This window comes from Gilliamella sp. ESL0250, assembly GCF_013345045.1.
Classification (GTDB): domain Bacteria; phylum Pseudomonadota; class Gammaproteobacteria; order Enterobacterales; family Orbaceae; genus Gilliamella; species Gilliamella apicola_H.
This window is the reverse complement of sequence record NZ_JAAEDV010000010.1, coordinates 113,060-128,775: the sequence shown is the minus strand read 5'-3', so window position 1 is coordinate 128,775 and position 15,716 is coordinate 113,060. Positions and strand designations below refer to the sequence as shown.

The following is a 15,716-nucleotide window of genomic DNA, read 5'->3' as shown; positions in this document are numbered from 1 at the left end:
TAACGATTTATAATACCGAAAGACCGCATGAGGCGTTAAATAACATGACACCGATTGAGTATAAAACACTAAAACAAGCAGCATGATTTTCTACGTGAGTTGTGTACTAGGTTTGGGGTATTTACATAATCCTTGCAGAAAAACATAATTGTAGTATCAATTTAATTGATAACCACATAGTTTTTAATGCAAAAGTGATATCTTGTGAAGATCAAGGTCTTTTAGTTTTGTCACTTGGAAAAAATATTATTTTTATAGAAGCATCTGATAGCTGTGAAATGGGTAGCTATGTATCATTTTTTACTACTCCAGATAATGTTATGTTATACCCTATAGAACTATAATTTTTAAATAAAAGAATAACTAGATCCGTCTATTTGTCTCAGATGACTTGAGCTTGCCTATCGGATTATACCTTGCTTATAACTTGTTGCAGTTATCTGTAAAAAGTAGTTGTGTTGTTTATAATCCGCTATCAAATATTTTTGATTTATTTTTATATTGTGGTTGAGCATGATAGATAAATGATTATATAATTGTAGCCCCGATTTAACCGATTACGAATTAAGTAATCATGAATACATGCTTGAGGATTTCTCGTGCCTGATATGAAGCTTTTTGCTGGTAATGCCACACCCGAACTAGCAAAACGTATAGCTAATCGTCTTTATACTTCTCTTGGTGACATTGTTGTAAGCCGTTTTAGTGATGGTGAAGTTAATGTCCAAATCAATGAAAATGTCCGTGGTGAAGATGTTTTTATTATTCAATCAACTTGTGCTCCAACCAATGACAATTTAATGGAATTGCTCGTCATGATCGATGCAATGCGTCGCGCATCTGCTGGTCGTATTACTGCGGTTATTCCTTATTTTGGTTATGCAAGGCAAGATCGTCGAGTTCGTTCGGCTCGTGTGCCTATTACCGCTAAAGTTGTCGCTGATTTTTTATCAACTGTTGGTGTTGATAGGGTATTAACCGTTGATCTTCATGCAGAGCAAATTCAAGGTTTTTTTGATGTGCCTGTGGATAACGTATTTGCTAGCCCAGTTATTTTAGAAGATATGTTACAACGTCAATTTGAACGTCCAATTGTGGTATCTCCAGATATTGGTGGTGTGGTGCGTGCTCGCGCGATAGCTAAACTACTTAATGATACTGATATGGCGATTATTGATAAACGCCGTCAACGTGCAAATGAAGCTGAAGTGATGAATATTATTGGTGATGTTGCAGATAGAGATTGTATCTTAGTTGATGATATGATTGATACAGCAGGAACACTTTGTAAAGCAGCCGACGCTTTAAAAGCACGAGGAGCAAAAAGAGTGTTTGCTTATGCAACGCATCCAATTTTTTCAGGTAAAGCAGTGAGTAACATTAAAAGCAGTGCTATTGATGAAATTGTTGTTTGCGATACAATTCCATTAACGGCTGAAGTAAAAGCATTGAAAAATGTTCGTCAATTAACATTGTCAGGTATGCTTGCTGAAGCAATTCGTCGAATCAGTAATGAAGAATCGATTTCAGCTATGTTCCATCAATAATCTATTTTTTCATTGAGTTAAATGCCCCTTTTGGGGCATTTTTCACAATAAAATCAGTGACAATAAAAATATTATGACAACAATAAAACTGATAGTAGGACTTGCCAATCCCGGCAATGAATATGCAGCAACAAGGCACAACGCAGGCGCATGGTTTGTTGAACAAGTGGCTCAGCGTTATAATCAATCATTAAAAAATGAACCAAAATTTTTTGGTTACACATCACGAATCAATATTTCTGGTCATGATGTGCGTTTATTAGTTCCAACTACATTTATGAATTTAAGTGGTAAGGCGGTGCAAGCTATGGCGTCATTTTACCAAATAAAGCCAGAAGAAATATTAGTTGCCCATGATGAACTCGACTTGAATCCAGGTATAGCTAAACTTAAGTTTGGTGGTAGTCATGGTGGGCATAATGGGCTAAAAGATATTGCCAGCAAATTGGGTAATAATTTAAATTTTCATCGATTAAGGATTGGTATAGGTCATCCTGGTGATAAAAATAAAGTGGTAGGCTACGTTCTTAACAAACCCTCTAAACCTGAGCAAGCATTGATTGATCAAGCTATTGATGAATCAGTGCGCTGTACGGATATTTTATTATCTCAAGGTGTTAATGCTGCGATGAATCAATTACACGCTTTTAAGGCTTAGTTTATTGATTTAATAACAAATGGTTAATGGATAGCTGATCGAATATTATAAAAAATCCACCCAAGATTGGGTGGATCGTCATTATCTTAGATTGTTCGATTAAGAAAAGAGATGAGTAATGTTACCGCCTTTTTCAGCGATTTTTTTCATGACTTCTTTAATTAACCATGTATTCATTGCTGCAGTATCATCAGTACTGCCAGTATAATTTAGTTCTTGTGCTAACTTTTTACGTGCATCTAAGCTACTATCTATACCGAGTAATTTTAATAAATCGACGATAGACGTTTTCCAGTTGAGTGCTTCAGGATGCTTTTTAGCTAGATTATCAAGAATCGAGGTGACATCAACATTAGTTGCGGATGTGCCTTGCTCGACCTTATCTTGAATTTGTTTTGAGCCATCTGATACTGTGTCTTTGACAGATGCTGTGATGTTTCCGACTTTATCTTTCACAGCATCAACTGCATTTTCTACTGTTGCTTGAGCGTTAGGAAATACTTTAGAAAAAATGTTATTTAAGATACCCATATTACACCTCTTAAGTTTAAACTGCTTATAAAAAACTGCTTAACTGCTTAATGATATAGATGTAGAAAATATCAAAAAACAATATAACGCTTAACAGGATAAAATGTCAAAAGAGTTATGCTTTAATAGCATTTTATGTATTACGATACAATGCTTACCAAGATGTTAATTAATGATTTTAAATATTATTCTAATATTAAGCGAATTAATTACAATCAAAAAAAGGATTATCCATCTGCAGATTTATAAAACTTTTATGAAAAAATGCCTTTAAATTGCAGTTAATCTTTTTAGTATTTCTGATAAATTTCAATCCATTATCAGTTATCTATTTTTTTTAACTGAAGTTTTGAACATCATATTAGTAAAGAAATTTTTATAAAACAGTAAATAAATTTTTTCAATAAGACTTTTGACGATAAATAGGGTAAATTATTAAACTAATACTTATTTTTAGCTTTTAGGAGAAACTTTTTTTATTGATTAAGAAAGGAGAGGAAGTCAAGATATGCGTTTTAATGAGCCACAAGTATTGACGTCAATAATAACTCAAGCCTCTTGTTTTTCTAAGATCCAAGAAAGAACTAATGCATTAAAAACATTGGCTAAAGAGGTTAACGATTTATTGCCATCCCCATTGAATCAACAATGTCGAGTGGCTAATTATCGCGAAGGCGTATTGATTTTAGAGGTAAGCACTGCTGGCTGGTTAACGAGACTGAAATATGAACAAAGTAATTTAATATCAGAGATACGAAAAAATATCTTACCGTCTCTATCGTCTATCCAATATCAGATTAATCCGGATATTTCGGTCAAGTTGTCACATCGCCATTCTCAGACTGTTAAGTCCTCTTTAGTATCGAGTGTGATGACAGCTAAAAGTGCCATGTTTTTATATGCATTAGCGGAAAATGCACCAGATAAGTTAAAAAAACAATTGATAAAACTTGCTAACCATGCAAAATAAGTGCTGATAATTGGATTTCAATTTTATAAAATGATATATCTTGAAGATATAAGGAGTGAATAATGGATAAAGATATGCTTACTTATCTTATAATTGGATTAGTAATTGGTTTTATTATTGGTTTTATTTTTGTAAGCGTTATTAGCCCTAAGGCTCGTAAATATACCAAAGTTAAACATGAGCTAGAACAAACAAAAGATGAATTAATAGCGCAAAAACAAATGATTGCTAAACATTTTTCTCATAGTGCTGAGATATTGGATAGTATGGCTAAAGATTTTCGTCGCCTTTATCAACATATGGCTGAAAATTCTAGTCAATTTATTGATGGCGATAAAGCCGCATCTTTGGATTTTGATTCCAACTCTGATTCAGATGAAACAAAAGAAATGATACTTGATAAGCAGCCTAGAGATTATTCGGATAATTCTTCTGGTTTATTTAAAGCGGATGAACACAAATCTTAACTACTATGGTTTTATTCGCCGTTTCCTAATGGTCAAGCAATTTTATAGAGATTAAATTTTTGTGAAAGCGAGAGTTATAAGATGATTAATTCATTAAAACAACAAAAAAAATTATTAAGTATTATAGCGTTAAGTTTAGGGTTAAGTTTAGCATCACATCCCGATGCTTATGCTTCTTTTCCTCCTACCTCAACCGACAGTAATACACAGCAGCCAAGTTTGGCACCTATGCTCGAAACGGTATTACCTTCAGTTGTTAGTATTAAGGTTGAGGGTACTGCGCAAATGCAAAATAATATGCCAGAAGAATTTAGACGTTTTTTTGGTTACCCTGATAGTCAATCAAGAGTGTTTACAGGTCTAGGCTCTGGTGTGATTATTGATGCTGAAAAAGGTTATGTTGTGACGAATAATCATGTTATTGATAGTGCCGATAAAATCACGGTTGCTCTTAATGATGGACATGAATATAAAGCAAAGCTAATCGGTAAAGATCCACAAAGTGATATAGCATTGCTTAAACTTGATGATGCAAAAAAATTAACGGCGATTAAATTGGCTGATTCTGATAATTTGCGGGTTGGTGATTATACTGTTGCTATTGGTAACCCATTTGGTATTGGTCAGACTGTTACTTCGGGGATTATTTCAGCTTTGGCTCGCAGTGGGCTTAATATGAATGGTTTTGAAAATTTTATTCAAACAGATGCTTCAATTAACCAAGGAAACTCTGGTGGAGCACTTGTTAATTTAAATGGTGAACTCGTTGGTATTAATACTGCGATTATTGCGCCAAATGGTGGTAATGTTGGGATTGGCTTTGCAATTCCTAGTAATATGGTAAAAAGTTTAACATCGCAGCTTATTGAGTTTGGTGAGGTCAAACGTGGTGTGCTTGGCATCAAAGGTAATGAACTGACATCGGATATAGCGAAAGCATTTGATGTTGATGTTCAAAAAGGTGCTTTCGTTAGTGAAGTGATTGAAAATTCAGCCGCACAAGCTGCAGGAATTAAATCTGGCGATATTATTATTTCAATGGACGGTAAACCCGTTGATAGTTTTGCTGAATTACGTGCAAAAATTGCCACAACTGGTGCTGGGCGAACTGTAAAATTAGGCTTAATTCGAGATGGTAAACAAATGTCTGTTGAGGTAAAACTCAAAAATAGCGATGAGGCAGTAACCGAAGCAAAATCATTGCATACTGCTCTTGATGGTGCAACACTTAGTAATGGTGAAATAAAAGGTCAAAAAGGTGTTTTAATTGAAAAGATTGCTAAAAATTCACCTGCTTCTCGACTTAGCTTACAAGAGGGAGATCTGATTACTGGCGTTAACAAAGGACGAGTAACTAATATTGCAGAACTTCGCAAAATCATTGATAGTAATCCGTCTGTTATTGCGCTTAATATAGTACGAGGAGATAGCCGAATTTATCTCATTTTAAGATAATTTTTTTCAAACTAGAAGATAATTTAACTCTATTTCGTCGATGCTTTGGCGTCGGCGAAAAACAGTGATTTTAACACTTTTGTATATATGCTAAAATCGTTGCTATATCTAATTACTATCATCTGACGGCAATGCTTAAAAAATTTTTATGGCCAATATTAATCGGTGTAGTTTTAGCCGTTGCGTTATTAATTATTTTTCCTTCATTACGAAACGGAAAGCAATTGCATTTTTTTGTTTCTATTTTCAGTAACGAACCTTTAAGTTATTCTGATGCCGTAAAAACTGCAGCGCCCGCAGTAGTTAATATTTATAGTCGCTCAATTAATTCTGTTTCTCAAGAATCACAAGATAGTCCAATTACTCCACTTGGTTCAGGGGTAATAATGAGTGAACAGGGATATATTGTTACTAATTATCACGTTGTTGAAGATGCAGAGCAAATTATTGTTGCACTGCAAGATGGACGAATTTTTGAGGCTTTATCGGTAGGCTCTGATAAACTTGTTGATCTTGCCGTATTAAAAATAGAAGCCTCTAATATTCCAACTATTACCATTAATCCTCAGCGTGAACCGAAGATTGGTGATGTGGTTTTAGCGATAGGTAATCCTTACAATATAGGGCAAACTATCACACAAGGTATTATTAGTGCTACAGGTCGCGATGGGCTAAGTCCATATAGAAGACAGAATTTTATTCAAACTGATGCATCAATAAATCACGGTAATTCTGGAGGAGCACTAGTTAATACTAAAGGTGAATTAATGGGAATTAATACTCTCACCTTTGCAAAAAATTTGGGTAATGATGTTCCGGAAGGGATTGGATTTGCAATTCCGACTTCTTTAGCTGTAAAGATCATGAATAAGTTGATTCAGGATGGAAAAATTATTCGTGGTTATATCGGTATTGATGGATTAGAATTTGCGCCCACTCAAAATCCAAATGATATGCCAGTGGTATTAGGTATTTTAGTCACCAATGTTGAAGGACCTTCTTTACAAGCGGGTATACAAGCTAATGATATCTTGATTATGGTAGATAATAAGCCTGTTAAATCCATTGTTGAAACCATGGATCAAATTGCCGAGTTGAAACCGGGTATGATTGTCCCCATTATTGTATTGCGGAATGGTGAAAAGGTTGAATTACAAGTGACAATAGGGCAATTACCCGTTTAATTTGTCTTTTTATGGCTTGATTATTTAACTTTTAAGGCATATAATTTGCAACCTTATCATGTTTTTTAACACTCGTATGGTGTATAGATTTTGCTTTTAGCCATTTATATAGCGATACGAACAAACTTTAGAGGTTTATTATGAAAGAAGGTATCCATCCAGAATATACTGCAATTAATGCAACATGCTCTTGTGGTAATGTTATTAAAACTCATTCTACTATTGGTCATGATATTCATCTTGATGTATGTGGTGAGTGTCACCCATTCTATACTGGTAAACAACGTGATGTTGCAACTGGTGGACGTGTAGATAAGTTCAAACAACGTTTTGCTATGGTTGGCGGTAAAAAATAATTTTCCGAAAAACCGTATCTGAAAACCAATAGTAGTTGAAAAGGCGCATTGTGCGCCTTTTTGCTTTTTGAAAATTAATACTTTTAGTTAATAATCAATCGAATTCTGGGGTGATGCCTAAATCTTGCATCATTTTTTGAGCTTGTTTGGGAATACCGTCTTCACGATCTCTTTGTAAATCATCATCACAAGGTAAAGGTTGACCAGTATAAGCATGAAGAAAAGCTTCACACAATAATTCACTATTTGTTGCGTGACGTAAATTATTAACTTGTCTGCGAGTACGCTCATCAGTCAATATTTTTAACACTTTTAACGGAATTGATACTGTAATTTTTTTTACTTGCTCACTTTTTTTACCATGTTCAGCATAAGGGCTTATATATTCGCCATTCCATTCCATCATATTTTCACCAAATTACATCACAAATAATGTGGGCAATTCTAACGTTTTTTTTATCTTTCTGCAATCTATACACCAAGATAGTTAGACATCTAGACATGTTGACGTCTATATTCAGTGTGTTATTCTTATACAATCTATTCTTGAAGTAAGCAAAACATTATTTAGAGGAATGTTATTATGACTAGTCAAGCTAACAATTTAAACCAAGGAACAATTGCTGTTCGTGGTGGGCTCAATACTGATGATCAATATGGCAGTGTCGTACCTGTTATCACTCCATCTACATGTTATCGTTATGAAGAATTTGCTAAACCCAGGAAATTTGATTATGCGCGAAAAGCAAATCCAAGTCGGCGATTGGTGGAAGAAACAGTTGCAAAATTAGAAGGTGGTGCCGATGCTATTTTAACTAACTGTGGCATGTCAGCAATTCACCTTATTAGTGTTGCCTTATTAGCGCCAAATGACTTAGTTGTTGCCCCCCATGATTGTTATGGTGGTAGCTATCGTTTGTTTAATAGTTTGAGCGAGAAAGGTTATTTTAAGGTAAAATTTGTGGATCAGTCTGACTTGGTCGCATTACAAGAAGCATTAAGCTTACATCCCAAATTAGTTTTGATTGAGACACCAAGTAATCCATTACTGCGTGTTGTTGATATAAAAAAAATTGCGCAACAAGCGCATGATGTAGGTGCTTTGGTTTTAGTCGATAATACATTTATGACGCCTATTTTACAAAAACCATTGGAGCTTGGTGCTGATATTGTTACCCACTCTTGTACTAAATTTTTAAACGGACATTCGGATTTATTAGCAGGAATTTTAGTTTTTAAGGACCAACAACTTGCTACAGATGTTTTATGGTGGGCTAATAATATTGGTACGCTGACTTCATCATTTGATAGTTATCTTTTATTACGTGGATTACGAACCCTTGCGGCGCGTGTAAATTTACAACAAGACAATGCGCAAAAAGTTGTTGGGTTTCTTGCTAATCATCCTAAAATAGCTAAAGTATTTCATCCCTCTTTACCAACTAATCTTGGACATGATATTGCTAAAAAACAGCAGAAAGGCTTTGGTTCGTTACTCAGTTTTGAATTAGTTGGCAATGCCGATGTTATGCCGAAATTTTTAAAAGCGCTTAATATTTTTACATTGGCTCAATCACTTGGTGGAGTGGAAAGTCTTGTGTGCCATCCAGCAACAATGACTCATTCAGGTATTAGTGCCGAAGCACGAAAAACGGCTGGGATTTCAGATCAATTATTACGTATTTCGGTGGGGTTAGAAGATATTACTGATTTACTGGCTGATTTACAGCAAGCACTTGAAACAGTATAACTGATTTTTTAGATTATAATTAGGGTTGATGATATATCATGTATGTAGTTATGCTATTTTATCAATCCGTTATTAGCAATGAGTATTATCGCTATTATTTTTCTGAAATTTTGCTATCTTGTTTTCAATCGCTGTAAAAATTTCATCAATTGAATGACGTTTTGCTCTACCGCAAAGTTTTGCCGTTTCATGACAGACTAAGCATTGTCTTGGTTGGTTGTCGAATTGTGATCGTGACAGGCTTTTTTGTGTAACAATGTCAATAACATCAATATCCCATAAACGTCCTAATGGGTGATTATTTTCAATATCAATACAGTATTTTTTAAGGGAATTAGCTGAACATTTTATTGCTATAATAGCTTCTGAACCGGTGATGTAGTGATAATGATCTTCATTGATTATTGCGATGTCATTTTGAAAAAAACAGTGATGTAATGCTTTGATTGCTTCGTCAAAAAGATAACGAGCACCGCTACTATTTTTTATAGCACCTGGAATAACTAGGCTTAAGGATATGATTGGATATTTATAACATATCATTGCCTGTTTTTGGTTTTCTACTCGCTGTTCCTTGGCTAATAGCATCTGCTCAAGGTTAATTGGAGTGCCATCATCAAATTTAATTAGCATTTTTTCCACTGGATAAAATCAGTAATAGCATAACACTTTTACATGTCAGGCTATTACTTTATTAATTAAAACTAAAATTAGTCTTTAACTTCACGCACGACATCAATAACTGAACCGTCGCGGAAATGGACAATACCAACAATTTTATCTTTAAACTCGATTGGTTTTGGCTCACCAGTTAAAGATACAGCACGTTGATAAAGCTCTTCAATGCTCATAATTGGTAAATTAGCTGCTTTTAAACGTTCAGCAATTTCTGGACGGTTAGGATTAACCGCAATACCATGGTCAGTTACTAGCACATCAACGCTTTCACCAGGAGTGACTAGTGTTGTTACCTTTTTAATTACCGTTGGAATACGGCTACGAATCAGTGGTGCAACAACGATTGTTAAGTTTGCACCAGCAGCAGTATCACAGTGACCGCCAGACGCACCACGCATAACGCCGTCAGAACCAGTTAATACATTAACATTGTAATCAAGGTCAATTTCTAAAGCACTTAAAATAACAATATCAAGTTCATCAACGCTTGCACCTTTTGATGCTGGGTTCGCATAAACGTTGGTTGATACTTCAATATGATCTTTATTTTTACCTAAAGATTGTCCAGCTGTGCCATCAAAGCTTTGAGTGTCTAATAAACGTTTAACTAATCCTTTTTCATGAAGATCAACAATACTTGCTGTAATACCACCTAATGCAAATGATGCAGTGATATTTTTTGCACGCATACGATTTTCAAGGAAGCGAGTTGCCGCAGTTGACGATGCACCCGAACCAGTTTGAATTGAAAAACCATCTTTGAAATAGCCTGAATGTTCAATAACATCAGCTGCATAACGCGCGATCATCAGTTCGCGTGGATTGCTAGTGATACGTGCTGCCCCCACACTGATTTTAGTTGGATCACCCACCTCATCAACTTTAACGATATAGTCAACTTGATCTTGGCGAATACTTGCCGGATGGTTAGGATATCCAACGATATCTTCAGTTAGTAGTACCACTTTTTTAGCAAATTGCGCATCGACCATAGCATAACCGAGTGCACCACATTGTGATTTACCCGATACCCCATTAGCGTTACCTTGTTCATCAGCGGTTGATACAGCTAAAAATGCGATATCAATATTAATTTCACCACTTTGGATAAGTTTTACTCGACCACCATGAGAATGGATATGAACAGGGTTTTCCATTAAACCGTGTGAAATTGCATCGGCTAATTTACCACGTAGACCAGAAGTATAAATTTTAGTAATGACCCCTGATTCGATATGAGGTATTAAAGCCGAATTACAGCTTAATAATGAACTTGAAGCTAACGTTAAGTTTTTAATGCCTAACTTACTGATCGTTTCAACAACTTTGTTGATAACCTTATCACCTTCACGGAATGCATGGTGAAAAGAGATAGTCATACCATCACGTAATTCACATTTTTTAATTGCCTGTTCAATAGAATCACACAATTTACGCGTGTATTTAGACTCATCTTTTAAATATGGTGTTGTTGCGTTAGCATCAACAAAAGGCGTAATATTCTTGAGGTCAGGGTGCTGTTTAAGCAAATCATCAATTTTTTTGTTTATAGAAGTAGTCATTTTTCAATCCTATCAAATTTCTTTACGTACACCAGAATATTTAGCCAACTCGATAACTTTTCTAGCACGAGCAATAATCGGTGCATCAATCATTTTGCCGTTTAAGGAAATAACGCCAAGGCCTTTTCTTTCACCTTCTTCTGCTGCTTCAACTACTTTTTGAGCATGATCAACTTCAGCTGCTGTTGGAGCATACGCATTATGTAATAGTTCAATTTGTCTTGGATTGATCAGTGATTTACCGTTATATCCGAGTTTTTTGATTAGGCTAACTTCTTTTAAGAAACCTTCATCATCATTAACATTCGAATACACCACATCAAAGGCATCAATGCCAGCTACACGTGCTGCATGTAATACTGCGCAGCGAGCATAAAATAACTCAGTACCGTCGCCACGCTCAGTTTGCATATCAACAAGATAGTCAAATGCAGCTAGTGCAATACCGATTAAACGTGGAGAAGATTGAGCAATAGAAACGGCATTAACAACGCCTTGAGCAGATTCAATCGCAGCCATTAATTTAGTGCTGCCCACTTCACGCCCACACTCTTTTTCAATTCTTTCAACATGTGCTTCTAACTCATGAATATCTTCAGCGCAGTTAGTCATCGGTAAACGTACTACGTCAACACCAGCTCTTACCACTGCTTCAAGGTCTTTTAAACCAAATGGAGTATCAAGGGCGTTGATTCGTACTACTGTTTCAATTCCATGCTCTTTATAAACAGGAAGAAGCAATGTTTGTGCCACTAATAAACGTGCTGAATCTTTTTCTTTAATTGAAACCGCATCTTCAAGATCGAACATGATTGAATCAGGTTTATAAACAAATGAAGTCGATAACATTGCGGCGTTTGCACCTGGAAGAAATAGCATACTTCGACGTAATTTTTTCATAGTAATTTGCTCCAATCTAAGTTTTCTTCTTCTGCGCCACGTAATACTGCACATTGAACTCTAGCTTTAATAGCACAATCAAGTGCTCCTTTATCATCAATAATGATTAAACCGTCAGTTACATTAAGCTCATTTAAAGTTTGCTCAACAACTGCACGGATTTGATCGCCAAATTGTTTATTAACATCACTATTAATAACAATTTCAATTCCCGCGTTTGGCATGACTTTGACTAACAAATCGCTTGATTCAAGAGTCCCTGCCATGGCTTCTTTTTGTATTTTCATTTTTTTACCTTTTAAAACGTATTAAATTTTAAATTTATCCAAATTAGCTGAAAGGTAATCCCATGTAGTAGATGGAACTAGCTTTTTTACCTCGTCATATCGCCCAGAGGCCAATAATTTTCTCACTAGTGAGGCCGATACTATAGTATCGCCTTCAGTTATCCGTGGAACTTCAACAACCGTGATCGCGGATTGTTTACTGACAGTGTTATCTTCAAGCCAATAAGACATGGCTTCATTATAAGCTTTAGTGACTTCATCATAAGGTTCCGTGCCAACAAATCGATAAGCGATATTTAGTGTTGGTGCAATATAATTTCGGAATATAAGCAGATCGATACCCATATAGGCTTGATCAATTTTTGCCTTATCTTTTAGAAAATAAGTCGGAAATGTTGCTCTTGAAATAATATAAGGCGAGCTAGCATGCACAGTAACATTTTTTATGTGTTTAGTACCATCTTGAACTAATTTTAAACGTGTATCAAATGAAAATTGTGATGCATTTTCATTGACGACAAAAACATGTAACCAATCACATTGGCTGGCTGCATATTGTACAAGATATTGATGACCTTTAGTAAAAGGATTGGCATTCATAACAATACTGCCAATCTTTTTTCCGTCTTTTTGTTGTGTGTGCAGTTGCTTACAATACTGTTTAATGCCAACAGGATTATTTTCCATTAAGACAGCAAGATCGGTTATTTCAACAATAGGGTAAAAGCCACATCCTTTAAAAAAATCTATATTTTCAGGCTTTGTATATAAAAAAAGGTGAAAATAGCCGCTTTCGTTAGCATATTTTATGGTGTGATCCATTAAAGTAAGATTTAGTTGATTGCCACGATAATCAGGATCAATAGCAACGCACTTTATAATATCACGATCAATCCCTGCACAAGCTACAATTTTAGCGTCAATTTTTATGACCATAAAAATGGTAACTTGTGAATCTAAATTGAGATCAGAGCGAGATAATAGTTGCTCAATTTCTTGATAATCTTGTTTTGATTTGGATATATCAACAACAGTGTAATCAGCTAAATCATACATAATGTTACCCTTTTTCTGCTACAACAGAGTTAGTTAAACGCCCAATCTTGGTAATTTCAACTTCAATAATATCCCCATCTTGCATAAACACAGGAGGGTGACGTTTTTTACCCACTCCACCAGGTGAACCAGTAAGAATGACATCTCCAGGCGATAAATGAGTAAATGTACTGATATATGAAATTAATTCAGGCACAGTATGCACAAGATTTTTGATAGAATCATGTTGCATTTGCTCGCCATTTAAATAAGTGGTTAAAGATAATTCTTTTGGATCAGGAATCTCATCACTTGTTGTAATACATGGGCCAAATGCGCCAGTGCTTGGCCAATTTTTACCAGCGGTAAACCATGTATACTGCCAGTCGCGAATAGAACCATCCATATAACAGCTATAACCTGCTACATATGATAACGCATCTTCTTGCTTAATACGAAAACCTGTTTTACCAATAATAATTGCTAATTCGCCCTCATAATCTAATTCATTAGTAATGGCTGGTTTTATAATATTGGTTTTGTGACCTGTTTGTGAGTCAGGAAAACGAACGAAAAGCGTCGGTGCGGAGCTGGTTTCATTAAATTCTGCTCGTTTTTCGGCATAGTTCATACCAACACATAAAATTTTGTTTGGATTTGGAATGACGGGTAAAAAAGTAATGTCTTGTTCATCAATGTCACTTGGGGCATCAAGATAGGTTTTGGCAATAGATAATCCTTCTTTGTCGGCAAGTAGTGATTTTAAATCGGCATATTTATCACCTAATTTTTGCTTTAAATCAACAATACCGTTGTGAGTAAGAAGACCAAAACTTGCTCTACCAGAAACAAGATAACTGACAAGCTTCATGAAAACTCCTTAAAAGCTATTTGTGTTAATTGTAAATATAAAATAAAAATAAACAACCTTAGTATAAACTAAGGTTGTTTTTTAATATGTTAAATCTATACTAAGAAATTGCCGAGAATAAGTAATGATACTGACACATTAATTGCACCACCAATACGAGTTGCAATTTGTGCAAATGGCATTAGCTCCATACGTTCTGCAGCAGTTAAGATTGCCACGTCACCAGTTCCCCCTTGGCCACTTTGACAACAAGAAATAACAGCAGCATCAACAGGATACATACCAAGTGCTTTTGACACAAAGAAACCAGTGGTCACTAAGCTCACTACTGTACAAACAATAACAATTAAGTTAGTAATAGTGAAAGCATCAACAATTCTTTCCCATGGAGTAATTGCCACACCTACTGCAAATAGAATTGGGTAAGTTACTGATGTTTGGAAAAATTTATAAACAACTTGTGAGCCACTTAATACTTTTGGTGAAACACCTGATACTAATTTAACAAAAACTGCTGCAAATAACATACCCACTGGAGCAGGAAGACCGATTAATTTGTGTCCAATCATACCAACCATATAAAGGATAGCCGCTAATAAAACACCTGAAGCAAATGTTGTAACATCTATTGCCATTTCAGGTTTAGCAGATTTTTTGTCCATTGAATCATCATCCTTAGATGCGGGTAATAATCGACCGTTACCTGTTAAGTGAGGATAAATTTTACCAATACGGTTAAGAATACCACCACAAATAATACCAGTTAAACCACCAAGCATGACAATTGGTAATACTCGACCAAGTGCATCACCTTGTTCCATACCTAAAATTGCAGCATAACCAATTGAAAGTGGAATTGCACCTTCACCTACACCACCAGCCATGATAGGTAAAACTAAGAAGAAAAATGTTTCAAATGGTGTTAAACCAAGTAAATAACCGACAGCTACACCAACAATCATACCAACAATTTCACCGCAAAGCATTGGCGCAAAGATTCTTAAGAAGCCTTGAATAAGTGTTCTCTTATCCATATTCATAATACTACCTACGATGATACAGCAGATATATAAATAAAGGATATGTGTATCTTTATAGAATTTGGTCGTTGCTTCAACAACTGGTGTAGGCAAAATACCATAATAAACAAGTGCAGATGGAATAAAAGTTGCACAGATTGCTGCTGCCCCCATTTTACCTACAATAGGTAAACGTTTACCAATTTCACCACATAAGAAACCAAAGAAAGCACAAGTAACCACCATGACCACGATTTCGCTAGGTAACTTGCCAGTTACTAACACTTCTGCACAAATAAGGATACCGGCAATAATAAATAATGGAAGTGGAATTACACCAATTTTATAGTTGTCCATAAGGCGCCACCAATTATATGGCCAACCTGTTAACTTTTCTTCAAGGGGCTTACTCGTTGATTCTTTTTGATTATGTTTATTTTCAAGTG

At 35.3% G+C, this 15,716-nt stretch carries 17 protein-coding genes and 1 pseudogene; 9 read left to right on the top strand and 9 right to left on the bottom strand.

The genetic code is table 11. The features are described 5' to 3' along the window. Positions 1–5: 5 nt before the first annotated feature. The 3 genes from GYY69_RS13135 to pth all read left to right on the top strand — a co-directional run bounded on the left by GYY69_RS13135 (position 6) and on the right by pth (position 2,205). The gene (locus GYY69_RS13135; RefSeq protein ID WP_141670356.1) at positions 6–86 is read left to right on the top strand and encodes an integrase core domain-containing protein; all 81 of its coding nucleotides are present in this window, start codon (positions 6–8) and stop codon (positions 84–86) included. Between the two features lie 513 nt (positions 87–599). Continuing rightward, positions 600–1,547, top strand: a complete 948-nt coding sequence (locus GYY69_RS09115) for a ribose-phosphate pyrophosphokinase (protein ID WP_160430613.1) — start codon at positions 600–602, stop codon at positions 1,545–1,547. Between the two features lie 73 nt (positions 1,548–1,620). Then, positions 1,621–2,205, top strand: a complete 585-nt coding sequence (gene pth, locus GYY69_RS09110) for an aminoacyl-tRNA hydrolase (protein ID WP_174797390.1) — start codon at positions 1,621–1,623, stop codon at positions 2,203–2,205. Positions 2,206–2,304: 99 nt separating this feature from the next. Here the strand turns inward: pth and GYY69_RS09105 are convergent, their stop codons facing one another. Then, positions 2,305–2,736: a DUF3597 domain-containing protein gene (locus tag GYY69_RS09105; protein ID WP_174797389.1), complete on the bottom strand. Its 432-nt coding sequence runs from the start codon at positions 2,734–2,736 to the stop codon at positions 2,305–2,307. Between the two features lie 508 nt (positions 2,737–3,244). Between GYY69_RS09105 and GYY69_RS09100 the strand changes: the two genes are divergently transcribed. From GYY69_RS09100 to rpmE, 5 genes are all read left to right on the top strand, one after another. Continuing rightward, positions 3,245–3,706 (top strand): DUF721 domain-containing protein, encoded by a 462-nt coding sequence (locus GYY69_RS09100; protein WP_174797388.1) that lies wholly within the window; start codon positions 3,245–3,247, stop codon positions 3,704–3,706. 62 nt (positions 3,707–3,768) lie between these two features. Next, positions 3,769–4,173, top strand: coding sequence for a YhcB family protein (locus tag GYY69_RS09095; protein ID WP_174797387.1), 405 nt, complete (start codon positions 3,769–3,771; stop codon positions 4,171–4,173). 81 nt (positions 4,174–4,254) lie between these two features. Further along, on the top strand, positions 4,255–5,628 hold the full coding sequence (locus tag GYY69_RS09090) for a Do family serine endopeptidase (protein ID WP_174797386.1): 1,374 nt from the start codon (positions 4,255–4,257) through the stop codon (positions 5,626–5,628). 131 nt (positions 5,629–5,759) lie between these two features. Then, positions 5,760–6,812 (top strand): outer membrane-stress sensor serine endopeptidase DegS, encoded by a 1,053-nt coding sequence (gene degS / locus GYY69_RS09085; protein ID WP_174797385.1) that lies wholly within the window; start codon positions 5,760–5,762, stop codon positions 6,810–6,812. 140 nt (positions 6,813–6,952) lie between these two features. Then, positions 6,953–7,168, top strand: coding sequence for a 50S ribosomal protein L31 (rpmE, locus tag GYY69_RS09080; protein WP_065636780.1), 216 nt, complete (start codon positions 6,953–6,955; stop codon positions 7,166–7,168). Between the two features lie 94 nt (positions 7,169–7,262). Here rpmE and metJ read toward each other — a convergent pair whose 3' ends face one another. After that, on the bottom strand, positions 7,263–7,574 hold the full coding sequence (gene metJ / locus GYY69_RS09075; protein WP_065587588.1) for a met regulon transcriptional regulator MetJ: 312 nt from the start codon (positions 7,572–7,574) through the stop codon (positions 7,263–7,265). Between the two features lie 177 nt (positions 7,575–7,751). Here metJ and metB point away from each other — a divergent pair, with 177 nt between their 5' ends. Further along, positions 7,752–8,918, top strand: a complete 1,167-nt coding sequence (metB, locus tag GYY69_RS09070) for a cystathionine gamma-synthase (protein WP_174797384.1) — start codon at positions 7,752–7,754, stop codon at positions 8,916–8,918. 72 nt (positions 8,919–8,990) lie between these two features. Here metB and citX read toward each other — a convergent pair whose 3' ends face one another. From citX to GYY69_RS09035, 7 genes and pseudogenes are all read right to left on the bottom strand, one after another. Beyond that, the gene (gene citX, locus GYY69_RS09065) at positions 8,991–9,551 is read right to left on the bottom strand and encodes a citrate lyase holo-[acyl-carrier protein] synthase (protein ID WP_174797383.1); all 561 of its coding nucleotides are present in this window, start codon (positions 9,549–9,551) and stop codon (positions 8,991–8,993) included. Positions 9,552–9,628: 77 nt separating this feature from the next. Beyond that, positions 9,629–11,158, bottom strand: coding sequence for a citrate lyase subunit alpha (gene citF / locus GYY69_RS09060; RefSeq protein WP_065587590.1), 1,530 nt, complete (start codon positions 11,156–11,158; stop codon positions 9,629–9,631). Positions 11,159–11,170: 12 nt separating this feature from the next. After that, complete coding sequence (gene citE / locus GYY69_RS09055; protein WP_174797382.1) at positions 11,171–12,058, bottom strand: citrate (pro-3S)-lyase subunit beta; 888 nt, start codon at positions 12,056–12,058, stop codon at positions 11,171–11,173. Then, positions 12,055–12,345 (bottom strand): citrate lyase acyl carrier protein, encoded by a 291-nt coding sequence (gene citD, locus GYY69_RS09050; protein ID WP_065637374.1) that lies wholly within the window; start codon positions 12,343–12,345, stop codon positions 12,055–12,057. The genes citE and citD overlap by 4 nt, the downstream gene beginning before the upstream one ends. Before the next feature lie 21 nt (positions 12,346–12,366). Further along, a complete protein-coding gene (gene citC, locus GYY69_RS09045; protein WP_174797381.1) occupies positions 12,367–13,401 on the bottom strand; it encodes a [citrate (pro-3S)-lyase] ligase in 1,035 nt (344 codons plus the stop codon). A 4-nt stretch (positions 13,402–13,405) separates the two neighbouring features. Then, complete coding sequence (locus tag GYY69_RS09040; protein ID WP_174797380.1) at positions 13,406–14,251, bottom strand: fumarylacetoacetate hydrolase family protein; 846 nt, start codon at positions 14,249–14,251, stop codon at positions 13,406–13,408. 95 nt (positions 14,252–14,346) lie between these two features. Next, positions 14,347–15,639: pseudogene (locus tag GYY69_RS09035) on the bottom strand (2-hydroxycarboxylate transporter family protein); the annotation flags it as partial. Between the last annotated feature and the right edge of the window lie 77 nt (positions 15,640–15,716).